The sequence below is a fragment of the Parabacteroides distasonis ATCC 8503 genome (genome assembly GCF_000012845.1).
In the GTDB taxonomy this organism is placed as follows: domain Bacteria; phylum Bacteroidota; class Bacteroidia; order Bacteroidales; family Tannerellaceae; genus Parabacteroides; species Parabacteroides distasonis.
Genome location: NC_009615.1, coordinates 1,305,634 through 1,329,980, shown reverse-complemented (window position 1 = coordinate 1,329,980; position 24,347 = coordinate 1,305,634). Strand labels below are relative to the sequence as shown.

Here is a 24,347-nt window from a genome sequence, read left to right as displayed (position 1 = left end):
TAGTTACGTTTTGCAAAGATACATTTGCATTTGAGTTTCTTATTAAACAAGGCCTACAGATGTTTGTTACATTTTTAAGAACAAAAAATGTTAATAATGTGTCTGTTTGCGAATTTCGAAACATTTATTGAATCTTGATATACCCGATTCGTGTGTACTTGATAGTACGGGATTCTATATGTTTTAAGACTTTAGCGGAAGTCAAAGTCAATTTTTCCCCTACTTGGAAAGCATGAGCGCCCGGTGGCAACGTTTGCGTGGTAAGACTACGATCTTTCGCTTTTATCCTCAATAAGAAGTAATTTCCGGCGATGTCCACGGCCGTGAGCAATTGATCTACATAGAAATATTCGGTACCACGGATAATCTGTGTCTTGTAAGAATCGTCTTCAATGCGGACTTTTGTGATTGTTAACTTTAAATCGCTCAATTTTTCTCCCGGTGTTCCTACAAAGCGGCTTACAGGCATTTTATATTTTTTACGGGTCTGTAGGTCGAGATAGATTTTACTGTAGGTCACCGCTAACTCTTTAAAACGCATCTCGCTTTTTACGTGAGGTTCATATTTATCGGCTATCCAAACGACGTATCGGGGATCGATCGTATAGATGTCATGCAAATGGTATCCTCTGTATTTACCGAAAGAAATAATATCGTCTCCATTATCGGGAGAGTCTTTGATATCTGTCGTTATAAATAAAGGTAGAAAGGAGTTGCTTACCATCTTAATCGCCTTATTCACCGAGCTGATGGCATTCAAGTCGAGATTCGCCAAATAGACCGTCGGATGATAAGTGGCCGAAGGCGTAAAGAACCAAAGCGTATAATATAAGGTCTTTGAGGTAGGCAAAAGAATGTAGTACCGCCCTTTGTCTGACGTTTTTCCTCGATTGAACGTGTTTAACTTGTCGAGGATCATCTTCTGTATTTCACCGGATATGCCGGACGTGTTCTCATCCATACGATCAACTCTATATACAAATCTACTGAAAAAATCCGGAACTACATAATTTGCGGATGAGTTATTTATGACTACTTTTGCCCTAAAAATAAAATAGACGATGAGAATAGAGCAGAATTATTCGTTGGAGAAACACAATACGTTCCATCTCCCAGTAAAGACACGTTGGTTCATGGAGTATGAGACGGAGGAGGAGTTGCAACGAATCTTACATGATGAATACTTTCAGGAATGTTTATCCTTGCATATAGGAGGCGGGAGCAATCTATTGTTCATCAACGATTATAATGGCATTATCATCCATTCCCGAATCAAGGGGATTTCTATCTCGGCGGAAACGGACGAGTATGTATCGCTTCGTGTCGGGGCTGCGGAGATCTGGGATGATGTCGTGGCATACGCCGTATCGAAAGGTTGGGGAGGTATAGAGAATCTTTCTTTAATACCCGGTGAGGCGGGCGCTGCCGCTATCCAGAACATCGGGGCTTATGGCATGGAGATCAAGGATGTGATCGAGAGCGTGGAGGCTTATAACCAGTTGACATTCGAGAAACGGACTTTTACGAATTCGGATTGTGAATATGGATATCGTAATAGTTATTTCAAGAATGAACATCATGACCCCCACATCATAACTTATATCACGCTTCGACTATCCAAGAACCCTGGTTTTTCAGTTAATTATGGGAACTTAAAGGAGGAGTTGACGAAATATCCGGAAGTTACTTTGGAAACGATCCGTGAGGCTGTCATAACAATTCGCAGGCAGAAGCTTCCCGATCCTGAAGTATTAGGCAACGCAGGCAGTTTCTTTATGAACCCGATAATTACGGCAGAGCATTTTGAGAAATTGAAAAAGCAATTCCCGGAAATCCCGTCTTATCCCGCTTCGGAAGGAAAGATCAAGGTTCCGGCCGGTTGGTTGATCGAGCAATGTGGGTTTAAGGGTAAAAACCATGGGTCGGTAGGTGTTTACGAGAAACAAGCGTTGGTATTAGTGAATTTAGGAGATGCCCGGGGGGATGAGATCGCGTTGGTCGCGGAGAGCATTCGTACCGCCGTAAAAGATCGTTTCGGTATAGAGCTTATGCCTGAGGTTAAATATGTCGGATAATGAAAATCGTTTTTTTAGGAACAGGAACGTCTACGGGCAATCCTGAGATAGGTTGCCAATGTGAGGTATGTACTAGTAAAGACCCCCGTGATTGGCGTCTACGGGCCTCGATCTTGGTAGAGACGGAAGGGAAACGGATATTGATCGATTGTGGTCCGGACTTCCGTTGGCAAATGATAACCAATAAGATTTACCATTTTGACGCCGTTTTAGTAACCCATGAGCACTACGATCATGTAGGTGGCTTAGATGATCTACGTCCTTTTGGTCGGTATAAAGATGTGGATATTTATGCGGAAGACAATGTCGTGGAGGCGATAAAAACTCGCATTCCTTATGTGTTCCGGGAGCATAAATATCCGGGAGTGCCTAATTTGGTATTGCATACGATCGGGACGAAACCGTTTGAGGCCGCCGGTGTCATGATCACTCCCATTCGTGTAATGCACGCTAAGCTGCCGATCTTAGGTTTCCGTATCGGCAATATGGCTTACTTGACCGACCTTAAATATCTTCCGGAAGAGGAGTACGCTAAGTTGGAAAACCTTGATGTATTGGTTATTGATGCTCTTCGGAAAGGAGAGCATCAATCGCATGAGAGTCTGGAGGAAGCCTTAGCGAATATATCCCGTATCCAGCCCAAGGAGGCCTATTTAATCCATATGAGTCATCGCATAGGGTTGCATGCGGTCGTTGAAAAAGAGTTGCCTCCGCATGTACATTACTCATATGATGGATTAACGGTGACTTTTTAAGCCATATATTAAAAAGATTCTTTATCTTTGCCAGCTGAAAATCTAGAGAATAGCTGCTTTTTTTAAGTTAGTCGCTTATAGCAGGGGTGGTATATAATAAAAAACAATAATAGACTGTATGAATTTATCGTTTAAGAACGTACTATGCGTATGTTGCTTATTGCTGTCGGGATCTGTGTATGCGCAGGTTCCGCAAGACTTGATTGACAAGGCGAAAGCCGCTGGAATGTCGGATACGCAGATACAGCAGGAATTAGCCAAGCGTATGAAACAAGAAGGGGGATCTGTCGGATCTCAAGCTACCGCTACCGATGCGAAGGTTAGCGACCGGGTAATGCCGGTAATCGATGAAGGACAATCCTTAGAAGCCCAACGTAGAAATAATCTTCCTGCTTCAGCCATGGAGAATACCGTATTCGGGCATGAAATCTTCTCAAACAAGAACTTATCTTTTGCCCCAGATTTAAACATCCCTACACCTAAGGATTATGTGCTTTCCGCTGGTGATGAGTTATTGATTAATGTATGGGGAGATTCCGAGCTAAACTTGAAATTAAAGATCTCTCCGGACGGTACGATCCTTGTACCAAATTTAGGTCCGGTGTCGGTCAGTGGATTGACGATCGCTGGCGCTGAGACTCGTCTGCGTCAGGAGTTGAGCCAGATTATGTCTACGCTGTCTGGTTCGGGAGAGGGGAATACCTTTGTTTCCGTCAGTTTGAGCCAGATTCGTAGCATGAAGGTGAATATTGTCGGCGAGGTAGTCGCTCCCGGTACGTATACATTACCTTCATTCGCCACATTATTTAATGCGTTGTATGCCGCCGGTGGTGTGAATAAGATTGGTTCTTTGCGTAGCATCAAGGTATATCGTAATAGCAAGGAAATCGCTAATCTCGACGTATATGATTATTTATTGAACGGAAAGTACACAACGAATGTCCGTTTGGAAGAGAACGATATGATTATGGTAGGCCCGTACGACCAGTTAGCGGTGGTTCGAGGTAAGGTGAAACGTAATCGTATTTTCGAGTTGCGCAAGGGCGAGACCTTGAAGCAATTGCTGGATATGGCTGGCGGATTTACCGGCGACGCTTATACGAAGGACGTACAAGTGAAGCGTAAATCAGATAGTCGTTACCAGATCTCTACGGTTTCGGAGGATAAGTTCGCTTCTTTCGTGATGCAGGATGGCGATTCTTTGCAGGTAGATTCCGTTATTCCTTTTTATGAGAATCGTTTGGTCGTGACGGGAGCTGTATGGCGTCCGGGAGAATATGAGTTAAGTCCGTCGGTTCGTACGGTAAAGCAATTGGTAAAACAGGCCGCAGGTCTTAAAGGAGACGAGTTCGCCGGCCGTGCCTTGATTACCCGTTTGAATCCGGATTTCACGACTACGATGATCGCCGTGGATATTCGTGGTATCTTGAACGGTACCGCTCCAGATGTGGAGTTGCAAGCGGAAGACCAATTAAGCATTCCTTCCCTATTCGATTTGCGCGAACCTTATACGATCAAGGTTGGCGGAGCCGTGAATTATCCGGATACGGTGCTTCCGTATCGTCATAATTTGACAATAGAAGACGCTATCATGATGGCAGGTGGTTTAAGAGAGTCCGCTTCTTCTATTAATGTAGAGGTAGCCCGTCGTGTGAAGGATCCTAGTTCCAATCAGAATGTCAACCGGATCGCCGATGTATATAACTTCTCGTTGAGTGAGGACTTCAAGTTGAATGCGGGAGATACGATCTTCACATTGGAGCCGTTCGATGAGGTTTATGTTCGTTTCTCCCCGGGGTATCATGAGCAACAGGTCGTGAAGGTGAACGGCGAGATCACTTTTGCCGGTAGCTATGTATTGGCTACGAAGAACGCTCGCTTGAGTGATATTATCGCGAAAGCGGGAGGAGTTACCCCAGAGTCTTATGTAAAAGGTGCTAGCTTGAAACGTCAGTTGACAGAAGATGAATTGAAACGCATGGAGACCCTTCTGGCTTTAAGTGAGGCGAATAAGCAAAGCCGGGATTCCATCGGTGTAGCGTTGATGAATGTGAAGGACTATTCCGTAGGTATTGATTTAGAGAAAGCGTTGGCAAATCCGGGTAGTATCGATGACGTTGTGCTTCGTGACGGCGATGAGCTTTATATCCCGCAGATGCAAAGTACGGTGAAGATGAGCGGAGCCGTGACTTATCCGAACAGCGTAACTTACACGAAAGGTATGTCGGTTATGGATTGCTTGTCTCAAGCCGGTGGTTATAATGATATCGCACGTAAGTATCCGATCGTAATATATATGAATGGTAAGGTCGCTACGACGAAGCGTACCGCTATCTTTTTCAAGCGTTATCCGAAAGTGGAGCCGGGCTGTGAGATCGTAGTTCCGACGAAAACGCAACGTGAGCGCCGAAGCTTGGCTGAGATCATGAGTATCAGTAGCTCCGCTACCTCTATGGCTGCGATGATTACCTCTATTGTTAACATGATTAAAAACTAATCAGGCATGGATACGATAAACGAGATAAAAAGACAAGAGTTACCTGAGGAGCAGGAGATCGATTTAATCGAACTGGCGCAAAAACTGTGGAAAGAGCGTAAGTTCTTATTGAAAGGCTGTGGTATTGCGGTGGTAGTAGGTTTGATTGTAGCTTTCAGTATTCCCAAGGAATATACAACTACGGTGAAATTGGCACCAGAGACACAGGATGCGGCAAAAAAATCTAGTCTTGGCGGTTTGGCTGCTATGGCTGGGATTAATCTGAATGCCGCTACCGGTGCGGACGCGATCTCTCCGGATTTGTATCCGGATGTGGTGCAGAGTACCCCGTTTCTGTTGGAATTGTTTCCGGTAGAGGTTACCGATAAGGAAAAGGAGTTAAGCACTACATTGTATGATTATATGAGTGAACATCAACGTAAGGCTTGGTGGGGATATATTGTCTCCGCTCCATTCAAGGCGTTGGGTGCGGTAATGAGTTTAATCTCCGGTGACGAGGAAGAGTCTGAGGGCTTGAATCCTTACCATTTGACAAAGGATCAAGAAGAGGTGGTGAAGGCCTTGCAGGAGCGGGTTTCTGTTTCCGTGGACAAGAAGACCTTGGTTATCACGGCTTCCGTACAGATGCAGGACCCGGTTATTTCCGCTCAGATGACAAAGGTCGTTTTGGAAAACCTCCAGAATTATATTACGAATTATCGTACGCAAAAAGTAAAGCAAGATTTGGAATTTACCCAGAAGGTATTTGGCGAGTCACGTGACGCTTATTATAAAGCGCAACGTGCGTACGCTGCTTTCGAGGATGCCAACCGTAATATTATCTCTTCCAGCTACCGTACGGAGCAGGAACGTTTGAAGAATGAGATGACCCTTACGTTTAATGTTTACAATACGTTGGCGCAGAAGTTGGAGCAAGATAAATTGCGTGTACAGGAAGAAACTCCGGTGTATACCGTAATCGAGCCGGCTACCGTACCTTTGAAAGCATCTTCTCCTAAGAAGGCACTTATCTTGGTCGGTTTTGTCTTCCTCGCTTTATTCGGATGTATCGGATATTTATTCGTAAAAGATATGTTTGTGGCAGCTTTCAAGAAAGAAGAGACTGGAGCTTAATTCCCGCAAACCGTAAAATATGCCACGGCCTCGTCATGACTGACTTGTGTCGTGGTTTTTATTTGCGGGAATAGCCGATTGATCCGGGTGGTTATCGTATCGCATAAATTGGGGTAAAAGTTCTCCAAGGCTTTCTCATAGGGTTGCTCGTTGAAGCAGCAAAGGCTTCCTTCATTATAGAATAAATCCATTGCCAACCATTGATTTTTCATTCTCCACTCCGTCGAGTCATTCATTTGTACCCGTAAATGTAAAGGGGCGCTTTTGATGAAGAGATTCATTGCGCCACGCTTGCCTTTTTTACGAATCAGATCTGTTAGTTCCGGAATGACATGTGCGGGGTATGTCTGTTGCCTTTCCACCGTCTCTACCAATAATCTTCGGTTGTAGGACGCTACGAATATACCCTCGTGGTAGTAACAACCTAGAAAATGCTTATCAACATCAGGATAATATCTAACAGGAACGGAGGTTTCCTCTCGTTGCTGGGCCGGAAAAGTGAAAGAGACGTCCAGTTGCTTGAAAATACGCTCTGCCGTATGACTATCCATAGGGGCGTACAAGACATCCCCTTGTGGATAATAAGCGATTAGGAAAGACGATAATTCCAGATTTTGCCGTATTAAAGAAAGGAAAATAGCGGGGGTATGATCTGAGAACGCCTTGCGTATATTCTCCATGGGTAGTATCATCTTCTCGAATACAGGAGGACGATTGATGGCAAAAATTGCCGTGGGGCTTGGAACGACCAAACTATAGGGATCTACCGTAGCGACAAATTGCTCGTCGTTCATATGCTTGTAAAAGTACCTCACGCATACGATCGTACCCAGAAACAAGACAAAAAATGCCGTTATGTCTTTCTTGCTGATCCTCATGTTTGCTTTAGGAAGTGTTTACACCAAGGCTTTAATCCGCATTCCTCACATTTCGGTTTCCGGGCGAGGCAAACATATCTTCCATGCAATATCAACCAGTGATGGGCGATGGGGATCAATTCTTCCGGAATGTTCTTCACCAACTCCTTTTCCGTTTCCAAAGGTGTCTTGCTATTATTGGTCAAGCCGATCCGGTTGGAAACACGGAATACGTGCGTATCCACCGCCATGGCCGGCTTGTCATATACTACGGATGCGATTACGTTCGCTGTTTTTCTTCCTACGCCCGGCAGTTTTTGTAGCTCATCAATATCGGAGGGAACCACGCCTTTGAAATCCTCTATCAGCATTTTCGCCATACCTACCAGATGTTTAGCCTTATTGTTCGGGTAAGATACGCTTCGTATGTATTCAAAGACAACTTCCGGTGTGCTAGCCGCCATTACCTCGGGAGTCGGGAAAGCCTCGAACAGGGCAGGTGTGATCATATTCACTCGCTTATCCGTGCATTGTGCGGATAGGATTACCGCTATCAATAGTTGATAGGGGTCGTCATAATGTAGTTCAGTCTCGGCTACCGGTACGTTTTCCTTAAACCAGTTTAATACGCCTTTATACCTTTCTTCTTTTCGCATTGCTTTTTCGGTTTCTGTTTTTCGCATCCTAAAGGTATAACTTTTAATAGGAATATACAAGCGGAGATGTGCCAAAAATAAGATACACCCGAATTGTACGAATAAATAAAAAAGTACCGATCTCCTTCTTCCATCTAAGAGAGAAAGAAATCGGTACTTTTTTATTTATTATTCCCTAACGATCTGGTGGATATGTATAGATTCTTTTCCTATTGTGGTGATTTCTAAAGAAGAGAAATCCTCGAACATGGTTTTATTTAATTTGATGTAGCCTACGTTTCCTTGATAGACGATGTTTTTCTCGCCATCTTGGGAGAGGCCGGTGATGGATACCAGATTCTCGTTACTTCCGGAGAGGAAGAAAGATACGGCGTTGATATCATCACATTTTATATGAATCATTTCTCCCGGGTTCAAGTTCTTATACGTATCTAGGTTCATATCGTACATCATAAGAGCCTCATTGATTTGCGGGTCTTGTTTGGTTGTCGCCGTGAATCCTAGTACGTATAGCTCCATTTGCTGATCCGAGTTATTTCGCATACGGATATAACGGGCTTTCGGGTCGATGGTGCGGATCGTATCTTTAGCGTTTTCCGTGGAGACATGAGGGATTAGGCTCCAGCTCTTTCCGTCGGCGGACCACTCGAATACCCGTCCGGGTTGGTTGCTTTTCGGAAGATTGAAACAGAAGGATTCCGCTTCTTTCTGGATTTCCCAGCCGATACCCAGATATTGGTTAGGTTGTACCTTGACTACCTCGAATAGGGGAACGTAACCGACCGTATTGTCACCCTCGGCACAAGGCTGGCTCTTTAATTGGTCGATATTCGTGAATATGGAAGGGATGCTAACCTTCACCTCGTCCGGGGCGATACCGTCCGTAGATAGCAGGTTACGACCTGTCTGGCGGTATAAGTCTACGATGAAAGGGTGTAAGACTTTCGATCCGACTTTCACGCCTTTAGGCTGCGCCTTCTGGTTCAGCGTGCGGTTTATCAGTTTCATGCTATCTAGCAAAGCGGATGTTTCCAGATAGCGTTGCCACGTATAAGACCGGTCTTTCTCATACCAAGCGTGCGCCATATGCAGAGCGCTTGTTCCGGCTTTTCCTAAGAACTCGAATTGGATAAGCCATGGATTGATTTGCTCGATCAAGCGTTTATTGGGACTTTGGCTATAGATCATACTCGGGGAAGCCGTGATTTGAGCGAATAAGGTTCCCAGAAGATTCGCGCTTTGCTCCGGGAACGTGTTTTTCTTATATCCGGCGAGGAATGTCTGGATAGGAGCCACATAGTTAGCGGACTCTTCCCGGCGGTATTGATGTCCGTTCGGACCCGGATCGCAGTTATGCTCGCAGAAAATGCGGAAAGCCATGGAGGCCTCCGGCATGATGAAGTCGCAAGCGTCTTTCCATGCCTGTGTAGGATCGTAATTCTCGATATTCCAAGTGTACATTCCAACGCCGAATATAGCGACCTTGGAAGCCTCGGCGTATTCCATAGGATTGGATACGAATCCGGTCATGGTGCCGGCGGCTTGCGTATCTAGGCCGTAGGCGGGTCCCATCAACAAATGATCTTGGCAATAATCGCTTACGGGGAAGTTCCACCAGATATAGGCGGGACGACGGATACGGTTGTTTACCCACTCGACACCTTCTTTCGTGATATCGGCTACGACACGGTCTCCGGTCCACATGATTTGGATGGCGGGGTCGAGTTGGGTACCGAGGATATCCAGATAATCGGTCTTAGCCCATGAGCGGTTGTATTCGGTAGGGCACATGATCAGGGGCTGCACGTCGCTTTTCTTGCGGATAAACTCCTTATGGATGTAATTCAATAAGCCGGCTTGCTTTTCCGGGCGGGCTCCCTCTCCGGATATATCATCGAAGAAGACGGCGAAAGAGCGTACGCCCAAATCGTACATTTTCCCGAATTTGGAAAGGATGTTCATGCTGTCCGTCTGGTTCCATTGAATATCTTGTCCCGGGTGGATGGCCCAAACGAAGTTTACTTTGTTATGGGCGGCCTCTTTCGCTAGTTCCTTGATATGCTCGGCTTCCTCGGCGGGATACGGTTTGCGCCAGTTGGGGGAGCTGTGATAAGGATCATCTTTCGGACCATAGATATAGGTGTTCAGCTTGATCCTTCCGTAAAAGCGGATTTGCTCGATACGGTCGGCGTGGCTCCAAGGCTGTCCGTAGAAGCCTTCCACGGTACCCCGGAATAATACGTCCGGATAGTCCTTGATCGAGCAGAGAGGCAGGATCTTCTTACCCTCGTCATACTTGACCAATTGCTTGAGGGTTTGGGCGGCGTAGAACAAGGAATTATCGTCTACGATCCCGATCGTGATACCTTTTTTAGTGATCGTCAGCGTATAGGCACCCGAGCGTTGCATCTCCGGGGCTTTGTCTTTTAGCTTCTTGATCTCTAAGGGGAGGGATTTGCCGGATTTAGCGAAAGGTAGCGCTTCTTTAAGTAGTCTGACTGCGTCTGCGTCCGGATTATTTATGCCTCGTAGGGCGTATCCATGGGGCGGCGCGTATGTCTGGCTGGAGATAGTTACCTCTTGGGGCTCGGGGAAGATTCCTAGGGATAGCTTTTGGCTATGCGTTAGGTTACAAACGCCTAGAAGGAGCATGGTGGCGAGTAAATACTTTAGTGTCTTCATATACGATATGATTTAATGTTAACGTTCGTAAATGTATGAAATAATTAAACACGGAGCACACGGAATACACAGATTTGTTCCGTGCCCTCCGTATTTAGATCTTATAGGGAGAATAGCAATACCCGGTTATCCGGATTTGTCCATTCATGGATCAAGCTACGCACGTCGCTATATTCGGCGGGAGTGAACTGTTGCTTGTTCAACTCTATCGTACGTACCACCTCGATCGTATTTCCTCTTGGTGTGATCGTGCGGGTTACTTTACCAAAAGGCTTGCTTATCACTTGCTCTTGCGTGGAGGTCTGCAACTTCATGCCCTCGGCGGGAGTAACCGTGTATGTTACCTCTTCCCTGATTAGGGAGGGGAGTTCGAATAAGTTGGAACGCTTGCTGTTCAAGGCACTCATGCCCCAGCTATCGATTCCGGCGGAGATGGCTGGCAATACGCAGATGGCGAAACCGTCTTTTGCTTGATCGGCGGAGATGGCCACGGATCTACTTTCCTTAATCTGAATAGGTGTGGTCTCAATCTCAATGGAAGTTCCGGAGAGGGAGACTACCTTATCTAGTCCGCCACGATTTGTCAGCGGGGAGGCGGATAGGTATTGGTCTTTCCCATCGACAGTGGCTTTTACGGCTAGTGTCTGGATGGCAGCCAGCCCGCAAGCGTCCGTATCGAGATGGCCGGGATAGACGGCGAGGACTTCCGACGGGATTCCGGCGGCATTCAACATCACGTTCAAGAGCTGTGCGATCTCTAGCGGCGTACCGTAAGCACTGCGGAGAACGGTATCGATGTCACGGACGGTATAGCCGGTCATCGCCATGGGGATAGGACAGGTACTGAGATTGTTGAGTATATGGTCTCGGATGATGTTCACCTTCTCTTGTTCGTTACCGCTTTTATCGGTGAGGAATTGGGCGAAGGTTTTGCTCTCGTATCCCTGCGATTCCTTTAAGCGCTTATCCAAAGTGGCTAAGGCCGCTTTACCTGAAGGATAGGTAGAGGCTACCAAGTGGGGTGAAGCCTCACGGTTCTTTGGTTGGAAAGCCTCACGGGAGGAAGCGGGAATGTTCCGTAGTGTCCAGTGTACCTCCTTTATACCGTCATGGCTCTCTTCCACGGCTTTTACGGGGGAGCCGTATAGACCGCAAGCCAAGGGGGTCCCTTCCGGTACGGAAATAGAGACCTTGCATTCCTTCACGGGAGAGGTCTCTTGTAGTCGCTCGTTGATATCCAGAGCCGGATAGTAGCCCGGTTTTGTGATAATAGAGTAATCCAAGTAAATCGTGGCCCCAAGTTCTAGGCCAGTGTGTACCACGACCATTTCCTTGAGTTGGTTATAGGCCGGAGCGTCGGCGGCGAAACGGGGCAGGACCTCCACGAAGGCGTTATCGGGTGTCTTTACGATCGTACCGTCTTTCTGCCTCGTATAGGATGAGTGAATCTTCAGTGTTTGGAAATCGGGATTGTAGACGATAAAACTCTCGCCATACGTGCTATTCATTGCGGTATGCGTGAAGAGCGTCAACTCCATGGAGGATCGATATTCTTGGCTGCCGTCGGCATGCAAGGTCCAAGCTTTCGATACTTTCCCGTACTCAGCCTCCGATGCGGCGAATGAAGTAACCGTCATCGCTAACAAGCTTAGGAGAAGAATCAGTTTATAGGTTATCTTAATCATTGTCTTTCTTTTTTTATTTCTTGATAATCAAATAGTCACCATAACTCTTATAGGCGTTCACGGCGGAACGGAAGCCTTTCCAGTCGGCTGCGTCGTAGACACGCTTCTTCAACGCTAGCTTCTGGCGCAAGACGATGTTCCGGTCGCCTTCCTGTGAAAGGGAACCTTCGAAATCGGCCGCATTGCTTCGCAGGGCGTCATTCTTCGGGGCGTTCAGGAGGGTATAGCCTTTGGGGAGACGGATGGTCTCATCTTGTTCTACCAAACGGGAGCAAGCGTCCTTGAATCCATACGCACGGTTTTCCGGTTTCGTATCGATACGCAAGAAACTCTTCACTTGATTGTAGAGGTTATTCATGACTAGCGGCTTGATAAGCATCTGGTCTCCGGCGATGATCGCATAATCGGGGATCTCATAAGAGAACGTGATCTTGATAGGGGCCGCTTGATAGTTCTTCGGGTCCTTACCGTAATCTACACGAAGCAGTTTGGCGTTGGGGGATACGGCCAGCAATTGCTTCTCCATCGTGTTCTGCCAGTCGGATTGCCATCCGGTGGTGAAGATGCGGCGGATATTGCTGTCGGACTGTCCCTCGGCGGTGATCGTGAATTGTCCGCGGAGCGTGCCTTTCTCGTCTAGGCGGTTGTCAGCGTGGATGCGGACGTAGTGGTTTTCTGGGGCGGAGACAGGGGTCAGGCAGAGGTCGGAGCCTTCGGGCACACCCGGGAGGTAGTTCTGCTGTTGCTCGGCGCTACTCCATAATTCTCGGCAGAAAGGAACCCAAGTCGGGTCGAGAGGCATATACGTGCCGCTAGCCAGTTTTACCACCGCCACGCAATGGTTGAAATGGTCGGCGGGGATGCTTTCTACACGGCTTCCCGCCATGGTCATCGCCGGGTAAGCCTCGAATCCGGCCATGCGGAGGAAGGCGATCAACGTACCGGCGATATCCTTGCAGACACCGCAACGATCGGTATAATTCATCTTTAGGTTGTGAAGCGTGAAACCCTCGCCTTTACCCATCGAGATTCCGGAGTAACGGATGTTATCGGCTACCCAGTGGGTCAATACGGCTATCTTCTCCATTTCCGTCTTCTTGCCTTTGATCAGCTCGTCTACCTTCCTTTGGGCTTCCGGGATCGCGGTAAAGCTTCCGTAATCCTCGTTAACCTTATTGAACCATACGGATTTATCTTCCCAGCGGGGCGTGCTGGACATCATGAGCTTCGGGGCAGCGTCGAATAGGTCTACCATATTCGGTTCCTTGGCGAAAGGAAGGATATCGTCGGAGGCGAAGGTATATACTTTCCGTCCATCCTCATATCGCATGGAAGAGGTACATTCGCCTTGGTAGAACTGGAATTGCAACTCTTTCTCCATCGGCATGGATACCCGGTATACCTTACGCACGGTAGGCTCGGTAGCCCAGAAGGGGACGATATCGTAAAACTGTCCCCGCATAGGAGGGATGAAACGCTCGTCGTCGCCCGCCGTCAGCAAGGCGTAGGTGAAACCTTTCTTGGCGATCTCGTACTCCACGACATCTCCCGGTTGCAGGCGGCCCACTTCCAGCATGATCTGCCGGGCGCCCCAGTAGATGGCACGTGCGGGGGCGGCATAGTCGCAAGCCCCAGTCACGTCGAGATTGATCACGTCGCCATTCGCACGGTAGATCGTGGCGTAACGAAACTCGGCATGCGCCGTCAGCGGGTCGTAATCGTATTTGATGATACGGTTGGCGACGGCTCCCTTGGGAGTCTGTACCTTAAAAGCCTTGCATACGGCGAAAGCCCCCGAGCCGGTAGGTTGTACCGTGACGGCGGTGCTGTCCAGCAAGGTGACGCAGTCGTATCCTGCGTAGGCTTGCGATTTCTCCAAGGTAGGATCTTGCGGGTATCGGCAAGAATCCTGCCCGTACATAGGCGATAAGGCCAATAGGGAGACCGCGGTGATTGTTAGAATCCTTTTCATGTTTATAGTGTTTTTGTGATGATATTTCTCGCTAGCTCCCGGCAGGCGGCACGATCGATCTTGCCGCTTCCGGTTTGGGGGATCTCGCTTGCCTCTATGACGTGCCTTGGACGGAGGTACTTGGGCAGGCTGGCGAGAGCCACTGTCGATACCTCACATGATAGCTGCGCGGAGTCGCTCATGATAGCTTTCATGTGTGGTGTCACCCGAGGGGGTGATACCGTTTCACATGACCTTGGGGCGATTAGTAAGACTACCGCCTCTCCCAACCGAGGGTCGGGGGCGGCGGTGATGGCATAGGGGAGGTCTAGGTAGGGCCGTAGCCGCTCTTCCACCTCCTCGATCTGTATCTTGATACCTCCGCTATTGATGATATTATCTTTCCTTCCGATAATGGCGAAACTCCCGTCCGGCAGCAGGCGGGCGACATCGTTCGTCACCAGCCGCTCGTCGCAAACCAATGGGGCGTCTATCACCAAGGTATTGTCCGGCGACAAGGATAACGTCACCGAGGGGAAGGGATGGTAATAGGGCGAGGCTTCCGGCCCGTTCAGCCGGCGCAGGGCGACGTGAGACAGCGTCTCCGTCATTCCGTAGGTGGAATAAACCGTGTTTGGCATCTGCCGTATCTCCTGTTCCAAGGCCGCGTCGATCGCCCCGCCGCCGATAATCAGGATATCCGTTTGCTCCAGCCGTTTACGTTCCTCGGGTACTCGCAACGTATTGTAAACCTGCAAGGGGATCATGGCGGCAAAGCGCAGGGGCGTATCCCCCCAATCCGCCAACGGGTGTCCGGAGGGCTCACGCACCTCCAGATCCAGTCCGGCGTATAGGGAGCGGACCACCATCATCTTTCCGGCTATATAGCGCAGGGGCATACATAACAGGGCCTTGTCGCCCTTCTTAAGACCCAGATAATCGCAGGTAAGCCGGGCGCTGTTCAGCATCCGGTCCTTGCACACTCTCATCCGCTTGGGCGTACCGGTGGAGCCGGAGGTCTGGACTTCCAGAAAAGGGGAGGGATCGTGCCATTCAGCTAAGAATGCCTGTAAATCTTCTTGTATCGGCATAGGTCAAAGGTCGTTAGTGAACCAGATGGTGTCTCCTTTTCGTTGGATCAACGTATGTTTATCATCCCTGAAAATCTCGCCGGTTCCCAGACCTTGCGGTAGCGGGTTACCTAGCGTGGCGCACCATTGGGCGATAGCGTTCAGTCCGATTTGCGATTCCAGAGCGGAGGTGACCCACCATTTAGGTTGTTCAGGGGTACTCCCTAAGATAGTTTCCGCTAAGTGAATCCATTCCGTACATCCGGAGATACCTCCGTGGAGGGAAGGCTTTAATATAATGTATTGGGGATGGATCGTTTCCAACAACCGCCGTTTCTCGTCCGGGGCGTTACAGCCGATCAGTTCCTCGTCGAGAGCGATGGGAAGGGGTGACTCTGCCGCAAGGCGTGCCATCTCTTCCAACTGCCCGGCACGGATAGGCTGCTCGATGGAATGCAAGTCCATCTCGGCGAGCCGCTTCAGTTTGTCCATCGCCTCCGAGGGTGTGAAAGCGCCGTTGGCATCTACCCGAAGCTCTATTTCCTTGGCAGAGAAATGCGCACGGATGTGTTTCAATAAAGAGAGTTCCCGGTCGAAATCGATAGCGCCGATCTTCAGCTTGACGCAGCGGAAGCCCTCCTTCATCTTTTCCTCTACCTGTTCCAGCATGTACTTATAATCGCCCATCCAGATCAGTCCGTTGATGGGGATGCCCGCCTGCCCCTGCGAGAAGGGCGTGTCGTAATGCCGCCAACCGCCCTGTTCATAATGGCGCATGGCCGTCTCCAGCCCGAAAAGGATGGATGGGTAATGGCGCAAAGATTCGGTATCAACATGCCCCTTCTGTTCCAGATCGAGGCAAGCCTTGGATAACGTGATCTCGTAATCCACTCCATAATCGCAACTGAGATCCGGCAGGGGGGCACATTCTCCGATACCAATAACCGAGGGTTCGTCTTCCTTGCGGATTCGGACCTCCCACAATTTCCGGGTCGTGTAAACCCCCCGTGAGGTTCCTGCCGGTCGCTTGAAAGTCAAGCACCGGGGAACCACCTCTGTCTTATAAAACCTCTCCTTCACCATTCATTTTCAATTTTCAATTCTCAATTCTCAATTCTCAATTCCCTTTACGGGAACTTCGGGTAATCCTCGAAGCGGGGACGGCGTTTCTCCAAGAATGCCTTACCGCCTTCCTGCGCCTCGTCCGTCATATAGTAAAGCATGGTAGCGTCTCCGGCCAACTCCTGTATACCGGCCTGTCCGTCCAACTCGGCGTTTAAGCCCGCCTTGATCATGCGCAAAGCCAACGGGCTAAGCAACATCATCTCCTCGGCCCATTGAACGTACTCGTCCTCTAATTTATCCAAGGGGACTACCTTATTTACCAGACCCATATCCAAAGCCTCCTGTGCATTGTACTTGCGGCATAGGAACCAGATCTCACGGGCCTTTTTCTGTCCGACCACACGGGCGAGGTAAGAAGAGCCGAACCCGGCGTCGAAGCTACCCACACGAGGGCCTGTCTGTCCGAAGATAGCGTTCTCGGAAGCGATCGTAAGGTCGCAAACCACGTGCAATACGTGTCCGCCGCCGATAGCGAAACCGTTCACGGCCGCGATGACGGGTTTCGGGAGAGAGCGGATCTGCTTTTGTACGTCCAATACGTTCAAGCGAGGTACGCCGTCTTTACCCACGTAGCCGCCACGTCCTTTCACGTTCATATCGCCTCCCGCGCAAAACGCCGTATCTCCGGCTCCTGTCAGAACGACTACGTTAATGTCCGGACGTTCCCGGCAGATGTAAAAGGCGTCGCTCATCTCCGTGGTCGTAGTCGGGGTAAAAGCGTTGCGATACCGTTCCCGGTTTATCGTAATGCGGGCGATGCCGTTGTAGAAATCAAATAAGATCTCCTCGTATTCCTTGATGGTTGTCCATTCTCTTTTCGTTTCCATATATTATATGTTTTGTGCTTGGGATGAATTTTTTAGTTGATGATAATATTCCTTGAGCAATCGTACGTCTTCCGCTTTGTCCGTGAAAACCTCCATGAATAGGGGATGTTCGCTCGGTTGCTCCGTTTGGGTAAAGGCGCTCATCGCAGCTGCCAACTCCTCGGCGTTATGAACGGCGGAGTAGGAGAATCCCCTTTCCGTGGCCCATCCCTCCGCTGAGGTCTGGTGGGAGGCGGTGACGTAACGGTGCGTACGCTCGTTCATCTTGAATCCTGGCAAGGCTTGGAAGATCTCACCACCTCCGTTGTTCAAGAGCAGGATACGAAGGTTATTGTGCAAGTTTCCGTTCCACAACGCATTCATATCATAGAAGAAACTAAGATCGCCTATAACGATAAAGTTTAGTTTTTGCGAGGCCGAGGCGTATCCGATAGCCGTAGACAAGGAGCCTTCGATCCCGCTCGTACCTCGGTTACAACAAACCTCAACCGTCTCGGGTACGGTGTACAATTGTGCGTAACGTACGGTGGAGCTATTCCCCAGATGCAAGGCCGATTCAGCCGGAAGCGAACGTATCAAACCACCGATCGCCGCCATTTCGGAGTAAGCGAACTCCGGCTCCGGCAGATTCCGGGATTTATATTCCCAAGCCTTCGGATATTCAATCTGCCTATTCTCCAGCATATAAGCGATTTTCTCCAGAAACTCGAAAGCGTCCATCTCGATCACCGTGGTCAGGCTACCGAATAAATCCGCTACCTCCCCATCCAATGAGACATGCCAATGCTCCTTAGGCGGGTGTTTCCGCAAAAACTCTTTCAGCCGCTTGGAGACAATATGGCCGCCGTAGGTGATCACGAGCTCGGGAACCAGCTTCTCTTTTTCCTCCTCTGGGGTAGCGTACAGGATGGCGTCGAAATTCTTGATCGGCAATCCCGGTACGATACGGTTGCCGATGTGCTCGGAGAGCCAAGTGAAATGTTTGTATAGTAACTTACATATTTTCTTCTCGAAGAGATAGATCAAGCTCATTTGTCCCGCTATCATCATTCGCTTGCTATATTTGTTCAAACGCTCGATCAGATCGTCATATTTCCGGTCGTACACGTTTAGGCCTTGATAACGGGTGATTACCCGTACCTTCGGCAATTCGGGTGTCGTGAACTGAAATAAAGGCTCGGAGATCGGGACGTTGATATGAACCGGCCCTTTGCCGTGATGGTTCAGTTCCAACAAAGCCTCGTTGATCAATCGATTACAATACCATTCATCTTGATCCGTATGTATTTCCGGTAGCTGTACCGATTTCTTCACCAGCGAGCCGAACACCCCGGGTTGCGGCAAGGTCTGTCCGTCCATTTGCCCGATCCATGCGGCGGGGCGGTCGGCGGATATCACGACAAGCGGAACTTTCTGATAGAAAGCCTCCGCTACCGCCGGATGTATATTCAGCAAGGCCGTGCCCGAGGTACAGCAAACAGCCGCCGGCTTACCTCCGTGCAACGCTAGCCCTACGGCAAAGAATCCCGCGCTTCGCTCATCCGTCACGGAATGGCAATTGAAGAACGAATGGTTTGCCAATGTGTGCACAATCGGAGAGTTCCGGCTCCCCGGACATAGCACGATATTACTTACGCCGTGCTCTATCAGCAAGGCTACCAATTGAAGGATGTTCTTTTTATCGCTATACATTATATGATATAAAATTATAAATTACCCACTATTCTCCGCATCGTATCTAATTTATCCTCTGTCTCCTGCCACTCATCCTCTAGCTGCGAGGCCGCCAACAGACCGCCTCCGGCATACAGCGTAAAGGTTTGGGGGAGGATATTCATGCAACGGAGGTTTACGTACAGATCTGTTTTGCCTTTGGGATCCAGCCAACCGATGAAACCGGAGTAATAGCTACGATCGTACCCCTCATTCTCGATGATGAAATGATAAGCCTCCTCCTTGGGAAGACCGCAAACGGCTGGAGTAGGGTGTAATAGTTGAAGGACATCACCCAGCTTCTCGGGATTCGGCAAGGAGAAGAAGAAATCGCTTTTCAAATGGGAAACCTCTCCGGCCCGGGCTGAATAAGGCCCCTTCTCCTCGGGAGTAATACCCAAGGTGGACAGCTGGCGGCGTATATAGGAGGCGACTAATTGCTGTTCTCTCCAATTCTTATGGTCCCAGCTTTTCGGTAATTTCCCGTCTCGTAAGGATTGGGTTCCGGCCAAAGCTACCGTTTGCCAGTCGCCTTTCTCGCCGGATAACAAGATTTCCGGTGTCCCACCCATCCAAGTTCCGGTTTCCGGGGTATGGCAAAGGTAGACATAGGAGCGGATATATCGTTCTACTGCGGCGAAGAATGCCTTGCCGGGTGAGAAAGAGGGATCTTTCCGGATCGTTTTGCTACGGGATAGGACTAGTTTATCTTGGCTTCCTTTTAGCAAAGGGCTGGTAAACAGGGAGAAATGGTAAGCGTATCGTTCCTTCTCCTCGGATTCGGACGGGATTTCGATTTCATTCGAAGGGAATTCGTTTTTCTCTCGAGAGAAATCCCAATCGGATTCGGAGGGGATTTCAAAGCAATCCGGTTGGATTAAAACGATAGGTCGTTCCGCTGTCACCTGAAACGGAGCGATTACAAAACCGCTCCGTTCATTTAAGTCTTTTATGTCGTATAATAGGCAAGGAGAGCCGGCGCTTTGCATCCTGAAATGGAGCCTATCCTCACCGGGAATACGCCAAATAGCGAAACTCCGGCCTTGCTTGATCAACGTGTCTATTATTTCGTAAGAATCTCTTGGAATCATTTCTTCTTTAGTATGCTATTGATTACCCGTACCGAGGAAACCAGTTTGTCGGTAGAGGTGAATATGTCTACGTTCCACACATGGGATGAACGGCCTTTGTGGATAATCGTCCCGACGGCACGTACCGTGTCTCCCTCGTGGGCGGACGACATATGGCTGCCGCTAACTTGCATGCCGACTACCATCTCGTCCGGTTTCGCCAGAATCATGGAACCTAGTCCGGCCACGGTCTCCGCCAAAGCCAGCGTAGCGCCTCCGTGCAAGATACCGAAAGGCTGGCGGGTCCGTTCGTCTACAGGCATGGTCGCTTCCACACGATCCTCCGACGCATAGGTATATTGAATGCCTAGATTACCCATTAAGGCATGTTTGGCCCGTGCGTTTAGTTGATCTAACGGAACCTCCGTGGGTTTGATCGTGGCAAGGATCGCTTTCTCGATCGCTACCGCCACACCATCCATATTATTAGATAAGGTCGTGAAATCGGCGCAAGCCTTTACGGAGTCGCGTGCGTTACCCATCGCCACGCCGGTACCGGCTAATTGAAGCATGGATACGTCGGCTACGCCATCACCAATAGCGACAACCTCTTCGGTCGTGATATTCAGCATCTCCATCAATACCGCCAACGTATTTCCCTTATTGATGAAATGAGGAGCTACCTCCAAGAAATAGTCCTCGGAGCGGAAAGCTTCCAATACCCCGTCCAGACGTTTCTTCCAATGATTTTCGAGACCCACTAGATTGTTCTCGTCATCGCTGGTAAGAATACACTTACAGGGTGCGAAATCCACCGCTTCCGGGAAATTCTCCACACCGATGATGCGCATCTTATTGAGTTCGGCCTCCTCTTGGACATGCTTGTTTTCCGGGCTATCGGTCAGGATATAGTCCTTGTGATACGTGAAGATAGCAAAACCGTTTTCCTTCGCCTTCCGGTTCAAATAAGGAATCATGGCCGGATCGATTCGTTTCTCGAACATCAATTCTCCGGTCTGGGCATTGATGATCTGACCTCCGTTATAAGATAATATGAAACCACCGTAATGATTCAATTCAAGGGCCTCCGCCAAGGGTTGAACCCCGTTGGTGGGTCGGCCGGATGCCAATACAACATGAACTCCCATCTGCTGAGCCTTTAACAGGGCGGCATGGGTCCGGGGAGTTATCTCTTTCTTGTCGTTAAGCAACGTCCCATCTACGTCTAAGACTAATAATTTGTACTTCATGGCGTCTTATTTTATGGTTTAGAATACAAATGTACATAAAATAGTTGATAGTTAGAAGACATTTCTATGAAAGGAATTTACGTATATCGGCGCAAGCTCACGCCTATATTGGTGTAGCCTTGCGGCGATATACGTACAGGCTTATGCCGATATAGGCATTGGCCTGTGTCGATACTGGTGTAAATGTCTCTGAAAAAACACGTACGTGTTCTCGCGAAAACATGTACGTGTTTCTCGGAAAATACGTACGTGTTTTTTTCAAAGCAATTCTTGGATGAAACGAGCCACTCCATCCTCATCGTTCGTGTATTGGGTGATGCGGTCGGCATTGGCCTTGACAGGGGGCTGGGCGTTGGCCATAGCGACTCCCAATCCGGCGAAATGGATCATGGATACATCGTTGAAACCATCGCCGATAGCGATCACTTCCTCCTGTTTTATCCGGGTTCGCTCTAGTAAGCGGGATAATGAGGCGGCTTTGTCGATACCTTTGGGGACAAGCTCCAGATAGAATGCCTCGGAACGATATACGTTGATACGTTTCCCTAATTCTTGGCGGAGCTTCTCTTCCAACGGTACCAACATCTCCGGTTCGCCTACCACCAAGCATTTATCGGCAGGTTGATGTAAATCCCGCAGGAAATCGTCGGTAGCCTTGATCTTCATCTTTGTTAGGAATGATTCGTATTGTACGTATTTATTTTCCGGGTGCTCGCTTAAGATATATTTACCGTTGTAGGAAAGGATAGCCAGTCCCGCTTCTTTGGAGCGGTTGTATAAAACAGGTACGATATCGGGTGGCAAAGCCTGTTCGAAAAGTACTTTGTCTGTCATCAAGTCGATCACCTTACCGCCGTTGAAGGAAAGGATAAAACCACCATATTGCTTTATGTTCAGTTCCTCGGCTAAAGGCACGATACCGTAGGTGGGCCGGCCGGAGGCTAAGACCAGATGCAATCCTTTTTCCTGCGCTTGCAGAAGGGTTTCCCTCGTAAACGGGGTGATCTCTTTTTTACTGTTTGTCAGTGTACCGTCTAAATCCAGTACCAATAATTTATAGTTCATGCTCTTGTTTCGTGTTGATCGTGATTATTTTACCTCTTTGGGAGATATAATTATAGAGTTCTTTATAAAATGCGTGCCGGGTAAGGGTGGAAGCGTCTCCCAAGATCATCAGTTTCATACGGGCACGGGTGATCGCTACGTTCATGCGCCGCAAGTCGTTCAAGAAGCCTATCTTTCCATCCTCGTTGGCCCTTACCAAACTGATCAAGATGACATCGCGTTCTTGCCCTTGGAAACCGTCTACGGTATGTACGGTAATCAGTCTGCGTAAAGGCTTGAAGAAAGCGTCCTGTTTGATTAATTTACGGATGTATTGTACCTGCGCCTTATAAGGGGAGATCAATCCGAAGTCGATATTCTCCTCCAGCACTCTCTCCTTGGATATTTTCTGTATATAGGAGCGTAATTGTTCCACGAGCAATTCCGCCTCTTGCCTGTTGACACGGCTCATGGTCTCTTCTCTCGTATTTTCCGTGAAATCGCACTCGGACGTATCGAACCATACGATGGGAGTGTCCAGTCGCAAGATTCCCCGCCCACTTACCTCGGGAGCGGATTCGAGTTCGTTATGATAGAACCATTGGGAGGAGAAGCGCATGATATCCTCGTGCATACGATATTGGATCTTCAGGAGAGAGACCGTTTCCGGTTTCGTGTGGGCTATCTTTTGCATCAAGGTACGTCCTAAGCCTTCTCGTTCCGCTTCTATACATTTAATAGTAGGGGGCAATTGGTGATGATCGCCCGCTAGTATGACCCGGTCCGCCTTGCTGATCGCTATCCAGCAAGCAGCTTCCAAGGCTTGGGCGGCCTCATCGATAAACAAGGTCGTGAAGTGCCGGTTCATCATGACCCGGTTTGCGGAGCCAACCAAGGTGCAAGCAACGACACGAGCCTCGTCGAACAGCTCTGTATCGATCTTGACTTCCAGTTCGGTCGCCCGGAATTTCAAACGGGAGAGGCGGTTTCGGATCGTATCCCGTTCCTCCCGGCTTTTCTTTCGCATATTGGATTGTATATCCCGTATCGCTTTCCGGATGCTCCATAATTCGGGATAATCCGGATGCGATTCGAAACGGCGTTCATATGTGAAAGAGAGCATCTTGTCATTGATACGAGTGGGGTTCCCGATGCGCAGGACGTTAATGCCTCTATCTACCAGTTTCTCCGAGATGCAGTCTACGGCGGTATTGCTTTGAGCGCAAACGATCACTTGATTCTCCCGGTGAAGGGTCTCGTAAATGGCTTCCACCAAGGTGGTTGTTTTCCCGGTTCCGGGAGGGCCGTGTACGATAGATACTTGTTTCGCTCCCAATACCTTATTTACGGCTTCTTCCTGCGAGCGGTTCAACCAAGGGAAGCGGATCGGGAATAATTCCCGCTGTCCCGGTTTTTCCTGTCCCAGCAATACATCCCTTAGATGAGAGAGTTGGTTGTTTTTTGCCCGCATCACGTCCGAGAGAGCGGAAAACATCGTTTTATAGCTGGTCTCGTCGAAGTAGAGTTGCACGCCGAGATCATTGCTTTTTCCTTGTATATCCATCAAGGCGGAAGGAGTGGGGAGAACTACCACCATCCGGTCCTCTTGCACGTAGCTGATCGTGGCGGAGAAATCCAGATACTTAAATTTACCACTGATATCTGCCGTAAAGAAGCAAACCGGGCGCCCGTACTCAAAATTATGCTCGATCTCCCGGTCTTCTGTCCTTTCGATCTCGATCACCAATTGGTTTAAGGAGTTATAATAACTGCGTCCCGGAGTGACCGGATACCAACAGAGGCCCTGCGCCACTCGTTTTCGCAAACCCGTACGCTCGGATTGCTGTCGGTATGTTTCCTTCTCATATTCATATTCTTTCTGCAGGAGATCATATTGATTTTGCAAATCAACAAGCGGCGATGAAATTCCCATTCCTTTATCAATTCAATTAATCGGATAAATACAGCCCGGGCGTT

Annotated in this window: 18 protein-coding genes; 4 read left to right on the top strand and 14 right to left on the bottom strand. The window is 48.8% G+C overall.

Features of this window, described 5'->3' with window-relative positions; genetic code table 11:
• Positions 1-124 precede the first annotated feature (124 nt).
• Positions 125-961 (bottom strand): hypothetical protein, encoded by an 837-nt coding sequence (locus BDI_RS05755; RefSeq protein WP_005856838.1) that lies wholly within the window; start codon positions 959-961, stop codon positions 125-127.
• Positions 962-1,061: 100 nt separating this feature from the next.
• On the opposite strand from BDI_RS05755, the gene murB reads away from it, so the two are divergent.
• The 4 genes from murB to BDI_RS05735 all read left to right on the top strand — a co-directional run bounded on the left by murB (position 1,062) and on the right by BDI_RS05735 (position 6,440).
• Complete coding sequence (gene murB / locus BDI_RS05750) at positions 1,062-2,075, top strand: UDP-N-acetylmuramate dehydrogenase (RefSeq protein ID WP_008780580.1); 1,014 nt, start codon at positions 1,062-1,064, stop codon at positions 2,073-2,075.
• Entirely contained in the window at positions 2,075-2,830 is a 756-nt protein-coding gene (locus BDI_RS05745) for an MBL fold metallo-hydrolase (RefSeq protein ID WP_005856841.1), read from the top strand. The genes murB and BDI_RS05745 overlap by 1 nt, the downstream gene beginning before the upstream one ends.
• 118 nt (positions 2,831-2,948) lie before the next feature.
• Positions 2,949-5,327, top strand: a complete 2,379-nt coding sequence (locus BDI_RS05740) for an SLBB domain-containing protein (protein ID WP_005856843.1) — start codon at positions 2,949-2,951, stop codon at positions 5,325-5,327.
• Positions 5,328-5,333: 6 nt separating this feature from the next.
• Entirely contained in the window at positions 5,334-6,440 is a 1,107-nt protein-coding gene (locus BDI_RS05735; protein ID WP_011966325.1) for a Wzz/FepE/Etk N-terminal domain-containing protein, read from the top strand.
• Here BDI_RS05735 and BDI_RS20855 read toward each other — a convergent pair.
• From BDI_RS20855 to BDI_RS05670, 13 genes are all read right to left on the bottom strand, one after another.
• Positions 6,437-7,318 (bottom strand): hypothetical protein, encoded by an 882-nt coding sequence (locus BDI_RS20855; protein ID WP_005856848.1) that lies wholly within the window; start codon positions 7,316-7,318, stop codon positions 6,437-6,439. The two genes, BDI_RS05735 and BDI_RS20855, sit on opposite strands and share 4 nt — an antisense overlap.
• Positions 7,315-7,953 carry an endonuclease III gene (gene nth, locus BDI_RS05725; RefSeq protein WP_008772131.1) on the bottom strand — a complete coding sequence of 213 codons (639 nt, stop codon included), beginning with the start codon at positions 7,951-7,953 and terminating at the stop codon, positions 7,315-7,317. Before nth ends, BDI_RS20855 begins: the two co-directional genes overlap by 4 nt.
• Before the next feature lie 168 nt (positions 7,954-8,121).
• Positions 8,122-10,635, bottom strand: coding sequence for a beta-N-acetylglucosaminidase domain-containing protein (locus tag BDI_RS05720; RefSeq protein ID WP_011966324.1), 2,514 nt, complete (start codon positions 10,633-10,635; stop codon positions 8,122-8,124).
• A gap of 101 nt (positions 10,636-10,736) precedes the next feature.
• Positions 10,737-12,320: a DUF3858 domain-containing protein gene (locus BDI_RS05715; protein ID WP_008780583.1), complete on the bottom strand. Its 1,584-nt coding sequence runs from the start codon at positions 12,318-12,320 to the stop codon at positions 10,737-10,739.
• 13 nt (positions 12,321-12,333) lie between these two features.
• The gene (locus BDI_RS05710; protein WP_005856856.1) at positions 12,334-14,292 is read right to left on the bottom strand and encodes a DUF3857 domain-containing protein; all 1,959 of its coding nucleotides are present in this window, start codon (positions 14,290-14,292) and stop codon (positions 12,334-12,336) included.
• Between the two features lie 2 nt (positions 14,293-14,294).
• Positions 14,295-15,362 carry an AMP-binding protein gene (locus tag BDI_RS05705; RefSeq protein ID WP_011966323.1) on the bottom strand — a complete coding sequence of 356 codons (1,068 nt, stop codon included), beginning with the start codon at positions 15,360-15,362 and terminating at the stop codon, positions 14,295-14,297.
• A gap of 3 nt (positions 15,363-15,365) precedes the next feature.
• Positions 15,366-16,424 carry an o-succinylbenzoate synthase gene (locus tag BDI_RS05700; RefSeq protein ID WP_011966322.1) on the bottom strand — a complete coding sequence of 353 codons (1,059 nt, stop codon included), beginning with the start codon at positions 16,422-16,424 and terminating at the stop codon, positions 15,366-15,368.
• A gap of 44 nt (positions 16,425-16,468) precedes the next feature.
• Complete coding sequence (gene menB, locus BDI_RS05695) at positions 16,469-17,293, bottom strand: 1,4-dihydroxy-2-naphthoyl-CoA synthase (RefSeq protein ID WP_005856861.1); 825 nt, start codon at positions 17,291-17,293, stop codon at positions 16,469-16,471.
• A 3-nt stretch (positions 17,294-17,296) separates the two neighbouring features.
• Positions 17,297-18,985 (bottom strand): 2-succinyl-5-enolpyruvyl-6-hydroxy-3-cyclohexene-1-carboxylic-acid synthase, encoded by a 1,689-nt coding sequence (gene menD, locus BDI_RS05690; protein WP_005856863.1) that lies wholly within the window; start codon positions 18,983-18,985, stop codon positions 17,297-17,299.
• A gap of 14 nt (positions 18,986-18,999) precedes the next feature.
• Complete coding sequence (locus BDI_RS05685; protein WP_005856865.1) at positions 19,000-20,097, bottom strand: isochorismate synthase; 1,098 nt, start codon at positions 20,095-20,097, stop codon at positions 19,000-19,002.
• Entirely contained in the window at positions 20,094-21,326 is a 1,233-nt protein-coding gene (locus BDI_RS05680; protein WP_005856867.1) for a Cof-type HAD-IIB family hydrolase, read from the bottom strand. Before BDI_RS05680 ends, BDI_RS05685 begins: the two co-directional genes overlap by 4 nt.
• 258 nt (positions 21,327-21,584) lie before the next feature.
• Complete coding sequence (locus BDI_RS05675) at positions 21,585-22,391, bottom strand: Cof-type HAD-IIB family hydrolase (protein ID WP_005856869.1); 807 nt, start codon at positions 22,389-22,391, stop codon at positions 21,585-21,587.
• Positions 22,381-24,303: an AAA domain-containing protein gene (locus BDI_RS05670; protein WP_011966321.1), complete on the bottom strand. Its 1,923-nt coding sequence runs from the start codon at positions 24,301-24,303 to the stop codon at positions 22,381-22,383. The genes BDI_RS05675 and BDI_RS05670 overlap by 11 nt, the downstream gene beginning before the upstream one ends.
• Between the last annotated feature and the right edge of the window lie 44 nt (positions 24,304-24,347).